This is a genomic window from Nostoc sp. NMS9, from assembly GCF_017114995.1.
In the GTDB taxonomy this organism is placed as follows: domain Bacteria; phylum Cyanobacteriota; class Cyanobacteriia; order Cyanobacteriales; family Nostocaceae; genus Nostoc.
Window position 1 is genome coordinate 1 of record NZ_JABXKL010000031.1, and the last position, 7,511, is coordinate 7,511.

The following is a 7,511-nucleotide window of genomic DNA, read 5'->3' on the forward strand; positions in this document are numbered from 1 at the left end:
ATGGGATATCACGATTACTCCAGTTTGATTGGGATCTTATTTTCTTGCAAGTCCCTAATCGCGAGAAGCCCACCTCACAAGAAGTAGTTGAGTATTTTTTTATTCGTCAATCTCAAGAGGATCGAAACATCTATCCAAAGGTTTTGAAACCCTGGATAGATACCAACTAGACACGCTGTTGAAAGCAATGTCTGATTAACATACATAGAAATCAATACCCTCTTAGAGTTGATAAGGGCTTTATTTATAAAAGTTAGCAGAAGTAAGTTTCTTAATTTCTGCTTAACTATCTATCTTGATGCAATACCCAGTCTCCTATCTGTCATATCTGTCATATCTATCGTTCCTATTATCTCTGTCATATCTGTCATATCTATCGTTTCTATCATATCTGTCATATCTGTCGTTTCTGCGATCGCCAACTGAAAACTCAGCTCGGCAACCATTTTTCACCCAAATACGATTTCTCCGATAGCCCCAATTTCCTCTACAACTGGTGTTAGACAATTGCCTGACAAGCCTCACTCTGCCTCTTGTATTTACCGAACAAGTATTCCTTCGATTATTTTGGCTTGAACAAGTTATTATCTCTTGAGCCGAAGCTGGGGCAGCAATACTCAAAAGTGTACCTATACTAAGACTAGCAACCAGAAAGGTCGCAGCAATTGTGGGAAGGCGCATAATCATAATAAAATGCTAGATTTCTTCCAGATTTCAGAAACAAAAACTATAGTAATTCTAGCAAATTGCATTCAGAGCCAATGAATAAATCAGATTCAATGCAAAAAATATTTGCACTTTGAACTTCATCAAATACAAATTTTAGTCAAGCGCCTAACGTACCGTATTCTGTAACGGTGCGTTAGGCTAAAGCCATAACACACCCTACCTTTTGATTTACTTTATAAATTAACTTTAAGTAATTTGTCTTTTTAATTCTTGCATTAATAATTGGCAACGTTTACTAGCTTCTTTGGCTTGTCTCATCAAACTTTTACTTTGTTCTCGATTAGTAATACTAATTTCAACAGCTTGTTGACTAAACTGTGCAGCTTGGCTACCTAGTTCTTGAATGCGAGTTTTTAATTGTTCAACAGTTTTCATTCGCCCTCCAGTTCAATGATCAAGGTGTCTAGATTTTCAGCCTCTTCATAAATTTTATCCGCTCTACTCTGAAGCAAACTAGCATCGTCAAAATCATTGTTTTGAAGTGCTACTTCTGCGGCTGTGTACAATTGTGCTGCTATCTACTGTAATTGGGTATACACACTCGACAAAATACTATGGCGGTTCTCGTTTACGTGAGGTACACCCGTAGGGGCACGGCACTGCCCAGTGGTGTCAACTTAAGCTCAAACGCTTATCCCACATACGCTTTACCCCACCCCCAACCCCTCTCCTTGGTAAGGGGAGGGGCGGTTTTGCGTCAGCAAAGCCGGGGTGGGGTAACTCAGGATTGATTGGTAATTGAGTAAGTTTGATATAACGTCATTACAAGGTTTTCACGTTAAGTTGACACGTAGGGGTACTGCCGTGCCCCTACACTCGTGATGTAATGTTGTACCGCATCTGAATGGGAACCGCTATAAACGTTTCTTGCTTCATTAGTGAAAAATAGTCGTCATATCAAATTCCCGGTAGATAGGTTGCAAAACGTCTTTACATTTCTTGATCGCTTGCTTGTGGTAGATGAAAATGAATGTAAACTAAATAACTCGGCAATTTCTACCCAGCTTAATGAAAATCTAAACACGGTATAGCATAACTGGGCTAAGAATAGTTTTTAGTAACAATAGCGATCGCACTCATAACTAACCATGTCTCAACCAACTATAGAATCAATCCTACAAGAGAAGCGCCTCTTTCATCCTGGCTCGGAATTCTCGCAAAATGCTCATATCAAAAGCCTGGAAGACTATCAGCGTCTCTACGACAAAGCCAAAGCCGATCCGCAGCAATTTTGGGCAGATTTGGCTGTAACAGAATTAGAATGGTTCCAAAAATGGGACACAGTATTAGACTGGCAACCACCTTTTGCTAAGTGGTTCGTTGGCGGTAAGATTAATATTTCTTACAACTGCCTTGACAGACATCTTACCACCTGGCGAAAAAATAAAGCAGCATTGATTTGGGAAGGAGAACCAGGTGATTCGCGTACCCTCACTTATGCCCAACTGCATCGGGAAGTTTGCCAGTTCGCCAATGTATTGAAGCAACTGGGTGTACAAAAAGGCGATCGCGTTGGTATTTATATGCCGATGATTCCTGAAGCTGCGATCGCGATGTTAGCCTGTGCCAGAATTGGCGCACCCCACAGCGTAGTATTTGGTGGTTTTAGTGCCGAAGCTTTGCGCGATCGCTTAATTGATGCTCAAGCTAAACTAGTAATCACGGCTGATGGTGGTTGGCGCAAAGATGCGATCGTTCCTCTCAAAGAACAGGTAGATAAAGCCTTAGCTGATGGTGCTGTTCCCAGTGTAGAAAATGTCTTAGTTGTCAAGCGTACCGGACAAGAAACTTATATGCAGTTGGGCGGACGCGATCATTGGTGGCATGATTTGCAAAAAGGTGCATCAGCAGATTGTCCCGCCGAACCGATGGACAGTGAAGATATGCTGTTTGTCCTCTACACTTCCGGCAGCACGGGCAAACCGAAGGGCGTAGTACATACAACTGCTGGTTATAATTTGTATACCCATATCACCACCAAGTGGATATTCGACCTGCAAGACACAGATGTATATTGGTGTACCGCAGATGTAGGTTGGATTACGGGACACAGCTACATTGTCTACGGTCCCCTCTCCAACGGTGCAACCACGATAATGTATGAAGGTGCGCCCCGTGCTTCTAATCCTGGCTGTTTTTGGGATGTAATTGAAAAATACGGTGTTAACATTTTTTATACAGCACCTACGGCAATTCGGGCATTTATTAAGATGGGTGAACAACATCCCAACGCGCGAAACTTGTCTTCGTTGCGTTTGCTGGGAACCGTTGGCGAACCGATTAACCCAGAAGCTTGGATGTGGTATCACAAAGTTATTGGTGGGGAACGCTGTCCAATTGTTGATACTTGGTGGCAAACGGAAACAGGCGGTATTATGATTACACCGCTACCAGGGGCGATTCCTACCAAACCCGGTTCTGCAACTCTTCCCTTCCCAGGAATTATCGCAGATGTCGTAGATTTAGAAGGAAACACCGTACCCAATAACGAAGGCGGTTATTTGGCGGTGCGACATCCTTGGCCAGGAATGATGCGGACAGTCTACGGCGATCCAGAACGCTTCCGCCGCACCTACTGGGAACACATTCCACCCCAAAATGGTAACTATACTTACTTTGCTGGTGATGGCGCTAGACTTGATGAAGACGGCTACTTCTGGGTAATGGGTCGTGTAGATGATGTATTGAATGTATCAGGACACCGACTCGGTACAATGGAAGTAGAATCAGCCTTAGTTTCGCATCCAGCAGTTGCAGAAGCGGCGGTAGTGGGTAAACCCGATGAACTTAAGGGTGAAGAAGTAGTTGCTTTTGTGACTTTAGAAGGTACTTATCAAGGAAGTGAGGAACTGAGTAAAGAACTCAAACTGCACGTCGTCAAAGAAATTGGTGCGATCGCGCGTCCTGGAGAAATTCGCTTTACAGACGCTTTACCCAAAACGCGATCGGGTAAGATTATGCGGCGCTTACTACGGAATCTAGCCGCAGGGCAAGAGGTATCTGGAGATACTTCGACATTGGAAGATCGGAGTGTGTTGGATAAGTTACGAGAAGGCGTGTAAATAATTCCAAATGAGCTTATTAGGGCAGCACAGATATGCATTGGTGTCAACTTAACGTGAAAACCAGCCTAGAACAAGCTTTTAGATATTGTCTCGTTCCCAGTCTCCGACTGGGAATGCCGTCCTAGGGGCTGCCGCCTCCCTTGCTGGCGGCAGAGCCGCCAGGAGCAGCATTTCCAGCCTCTTGCTGGAAACGAGGTTTTAAATGAGCTTAGTAGGGGCGCACAGATATGCGACCCTTACCGTTTGTCTTGTGATGCATTACGCGCTAACGCAGGCCAATTTATCATAAAGATTAGAACATTATTGAGGCATTCAGGGCGATGAAGGTGAAGTGCAAATCCAAATCAGCATTTGTTCAACCTATTGGCTGCATGATGCTGAGTATTATCAGTGTAATGGGGATATCACCATTAGTGTTAGCGGTTCCTGCAAAAGTTTCTTTACATTCGCTAGAACAGTCTGCACAGAGACAACCACAAAAAATAGCACAAGCTTCAGGTACAGATACACCAGAGCGATCGCAACTAATCCAACAAGCTAATACTCTGTATAATCAAGGAGACTTTAAAGGTGCAGAAGAAAATTTACGCAAATTTATTAAAAAATTTCCAGAAGATGCTTTTGGGCACTTTCAATTAGGAAACGTGCTTTTTCAGCAAAAAAAATCAGAAGAAGCAATTAGCGCCTATCGAGAAGCCATTCGCCTCCAGCCAAAATATGCTTTAGCCTACAATGCGAGCGGTATGGTTTACGCAAGTCAAAGTCGCTGGGAAGAAGCCATTACTGAATATAAAAAAGCTCTGGAAATTAATCCTAATTATGGCGAAGCGCTGACTAATTTTGCACTAGCAATGTGGCAAACAAATAAAAAAGATGAGGCGCTATCTTCTTTAGAAAAAGCTTTAAATATTTTCAAATCACAGAATAGAGGTGAAAAAGTTAACCAAGTCGAACGAATTTTAAAAGAGATCAAAACTGCTGATGAGCCTGGAGTTTCCTGAAAATCATATTATTCAGTGGATAAAATTCAGAAGAGTTGCTGACAATTAGCTTTAAGGATGTTTTGCCAGACATGCAATCGGATACGAAGATTATGCGGCAGTTGTCGCATAATCTTCGCTTATGGATAAAAAACAGGTTTGAAACTGATGACGATAAACCAGGAGAACCATGTATGCAAGTAAGACAAGAAATTTTTGATACTTATTGGCGATTTGCTACGATGCGCCAGGAAGTATTTTTCAACAAAATTAACAAGGTACCACCACCCTGGACGAATGACCAGATTATTAATACTTATAAATTTTGTAATGCATATCGAGCAAGCGATCGCGTTTCACAATATTTGATCAAAAACGTAATTTACGATGAAAATAGGAGCAGGAATGAAGAAGAACTAATTTTACGGATTCTACTCTTTAAAATTTTTAATAAAATAGAAACATGGGAGTACTTAGAAAACAAAATAGGAGATTATATTACACTGTCTAATTTCGACTCAAATATATATTCAGATATATTAGAAGAGGCTATGAATCTTGGATATGTTATTTACACTAGTGCATATATGTCTTGTGCCAGCAAAGAGTTTGGTTGTGATAAAAAACACCAAAATCATTTGGCATTAATTGATAAAATGGTTGTCCAAGATAGGGTAGTCAATCGCATAGTCAAAGCCAAAAAACTTGAAGATGTTTTTCAGATAATTCAAGAATATCCATTGCTAGGTAAGTTTATGGCTTACCAATTAGCGACAGATATTAATTATAGTGAAATTATCAACTTTGACGAAAACAGTTTTACTATAGCAGGCCCAGGAGCCGAGCGTGGTATAAATAAGTGCTTTATTGATACAGATGGGAAAACATATACTGATATAATTCGCTGGATGACTGAAAACCAAGAGAGAGAGTTTCAACGGTTAGGGTTAAATTTTCAATCACTTTGGGGTCGTCCGCTACAGGCTATAGACTGTCAAAATCTTTTTTGTGAAACTGATAAATATTGCCGATCAGCATTTCCTGATTTGAAAAGTAATCGCAAAAAAATAAAATCAAAATTTACTTCAACGCCTCAACCAATTGATTATTTTTATCCGCCTAAATGGTGTATTAATGAGAAAGTTAAAGTAAATTTATCACAAAGATTACCACAATTAGATATTCCTAATTTGCAACAACACAATAAGAATAATTATCAGCAATTGTCTTTGGAATTAAATTTGATTGTAAAAGCAACCTCTCTAATCCCAGAATATGTATCAAAACTACATAAAACTGATGAGCAAGAGTCTCAATTTAACCATAAAAGTAATAAGAGTAAAAAATCAAAAACTTTACAAAATACACAAATAGAAAATTCTCAACAGTTGTGCTTATTTGAATAAAACTGGGTATCTTAAATCAGCAGTAGTTCAAAGTCAAGCACATTATATGGAAAGATATGCCGACATCGATACCACTGGAAAGTACCGCTACTTACTAGGACGTAGATGGGATGCAAATTTGCCGCTAATTACTTTTGTCATGCTTAACCCAAGTACCGCAGGGAGCAACGCGATTTTGTGAGGTTGGGTGAAAAAGGTGCGATCGCTAATAAATATATTTAAGCACAGTATGAATCTTTATACATTTAAAGCAGTATTAACACTGCTTTAAATTTCCAGTTCTCTTGTAGGGTCTGAAGATGACTCGTTTTTGTGGCAAAAAAAAGGTAGGATTCCCTTTGGAGTAAAGGTTTTGATATCTGACATCAAAACAGGGAATGCCTACGCGCTTATGAAAAATCATATATATTCTACTTTCGATTTAAGCAAATCATTAGAAAACTTTCAAGAACAAGTTACGAAACTTTTAGAACTAAAGAATATTTCAGAATGGGATGGACGCGTTTTCAGAGAACGTGAGCAAAAAATTAGAGAATTTGCATTAATAATGGCTGGAGAATGTACAGCTTTGTTGCTCCATAATCTGTCAAAATCTCAAGATTTTTTGGATAAAGCAGAGCAAGAGACACGGGGATAGTGGCAAACAAACACACAAAAGCATGGTTTTAAAAAACGACAAATATTAACAATTGGAAATGTGAAAGTAAATTTAAAATTACCCTATGTAGTTGAACGTCAAACTCAATCAAAGAAAAATAAGAAATCTTTACATGAAGGATTTTGTCCCTTTTTAAGATATTTGGGAATGTCTGAGGGGTTAACACCTAACGTTTTATCGACTATTGCCCAATATGGTGCAATTGCTGGCTCGTTTGAGGCAGCGCGGACAACATTAATTGATTGGGGCATAAATATCAGCCTAAAACGCATAGAACGGCTAACATATTACTTTGGTAAAATTGGCATAAATTTACGCCAATCTAAATTAACAAGTTTAGCTCTGGGCAGTTTAGCTACAAGTAATGTTCTGAAAGACCAACGTGTTGTCATTGCTGTGGATGGCGGTCGTACTCGGATTCGGATTAACAATAAGGGAAGGCGTAAGGTCAAGACTAATCGTTTAGGCTTTACAGGAGAATGGATTGAGCCAAAGTTATTAACAATTTATGTAGTAAATGACGATGGTGAAAAGATTATTAATGGAGAAATTCCGATTACCAATGATGGGACGTATTCAGGATATCAAGCATTTTTACAGATATTAGAGATGTACTTGGTTAATTTAGGAATTAGTCAGGCAAAACAGGTTTTATTAATTGCGGACGGTGCAG

At 39.8% G+C, this 7,511-nt stretch carries 6 protein-coding genes and 2 pseudogenes; 5 read left to right on the forward strand and 3 right to left on the reverse strand.

All coding sequences use genetic code 11. The features are described from left to right. Nucleotides 1-290: 290 nt before the first annotated feature. The 3 genes and pseudogenes from HWQ40_RS10735 to HWQ40_RS10740 all read right to left on the reverse strand — a co-directional run bounded on the left by HWQ40_RS10735 (nt 291) and on the right by HWQ40_RS10740 (nt 1,104). Nucleotides 291-446 carry a hypothetical protein gene (locus HWQ40_RS10735; RefSeq protein WP_292777541.1) on the reverse strand — a complete coding sequence of 52 codons (156 nt, stop codon included), beginning with the start codon at nt 444-446 and terminating at the stop codon, nt 291-293. Between the two features lie 10 nt (nt 447-456). Beyond that, nucleotides 457-687 (reverse strand): annotated as a pseudogene (locus tag HWQ40_RS35610) (DUF3011 domain-containing protein); the annotation flags it as partial. A 228-nt stretch (nt 688-915) separates the two neighbouring features. Continuing rightward, nucleotides 916-1,104 (reverse strand): hypothetical protein, encoded by a 189-nt coding sequence (locus tag HWQ40_RS10740; RefSeq protein WP_292777543.1) that lies wholly within the window; start codon nt 1,102-1,104, stop codon nt 916-918. A gap of 713 nt (nt 1,105-1,817) precedes the next feature. Between HWQ40_RS10740 and acs the strand changes: the two genes are divergently transcribed. The 5 genes and pseudogenes from acs to HWQ40_RS10765 form a co-directional block, all read left to right on the forward strand. Continuing rightward, entirely contained in the window at nt 1,818-3,791 is a 1,974-nt protein-coding gene (gene acs, locus HWQ40_RS10745; RefSeq protein WP_292777545.1) for an acetate--CoA ligase, read from the forward strand. Nucleotides 3,792-4,114: 323 nt separating this feature from the next. Then, nucleotides 4,115-4,795, forward strand: coding sequence for a tetratricopeptide repeat protein (locus HWQ40_RS10750; protein ID WP_292777546.1), 681 nt, complete (start codon nt 4,115-4,117; stop codon nt 4,793-4,795). A gap of 173 nt (nt 4,796-4,968) precedes the next feature. Then, nucleotides 4,969-6,180 (forward strand): nucleotide kinase domain-containing protein, encoded by a 1,212-nt coding sequence (locus tag HWQ40_RS10755; RefSeq protein WP_292777548.1) that lies wholly within the window; start codon nt 4,969-4,971, stop codon nt 6,178-6,180. Continuing rightward, entirely contained in the window at nt 6,173-6,361 is a 189-nt protein-coding gene (locus HWQ40_RS10760) for a DUF1643 domain-containing protein (protein ID WP_292777551.1), read from the forward strand. Before HWQ40_RS10755 ends, HWQ40_RS10760 begins: the two co-directional genes overlap by 8 nt. Nucleotides 6,362-6,571: 210 nt before the next feature. Then, nucleotides 6,572-7,511 (forward strand): annotated as a pseudogene (locus tag HWQ40_RS10765) (ISLre2 family transposase); the annotation flags it as partial.

Bases quoted from the DNA above. Each gene is read 5' to 3' on its own strand.
- HWQ40_RS10735 (WP_292777541.1), bottom strand. From the start codon at position 446: ATGGTTGCCGAGCTGAGTTTTCAGTTGGCGATCGCAGAAACGACAGAT.
- HWQ40_RS10740 (WP_292777543.1), bottom strand. From the start codon at position 1,104: ATGAAAACTGTTGAACAATTAAAAACTCGCATTCAAGAACTAGGTAGC.
- acs (WP_292777545.1), top strand. From the start codon at position 1,818: ATGTCTCAACCAACTATAGAATCAATCCTACAAGAGAAGCGCCTCTTT.
- HWQ40_RS10750 (WP_292777546.1), top strand. From the start codon at position 4,115: ATGAAGGTGAAGTGCAAATCCAAATCAGCATTTGTTCAACCTATTGGC.
- HWQ40_RS10755 (WP_292777548.1), top strand. From the start codon at position 4,969: ATGCAAGTAAGACAAGAAATTTTTGATACTTATTGGCGATTTGCTACG.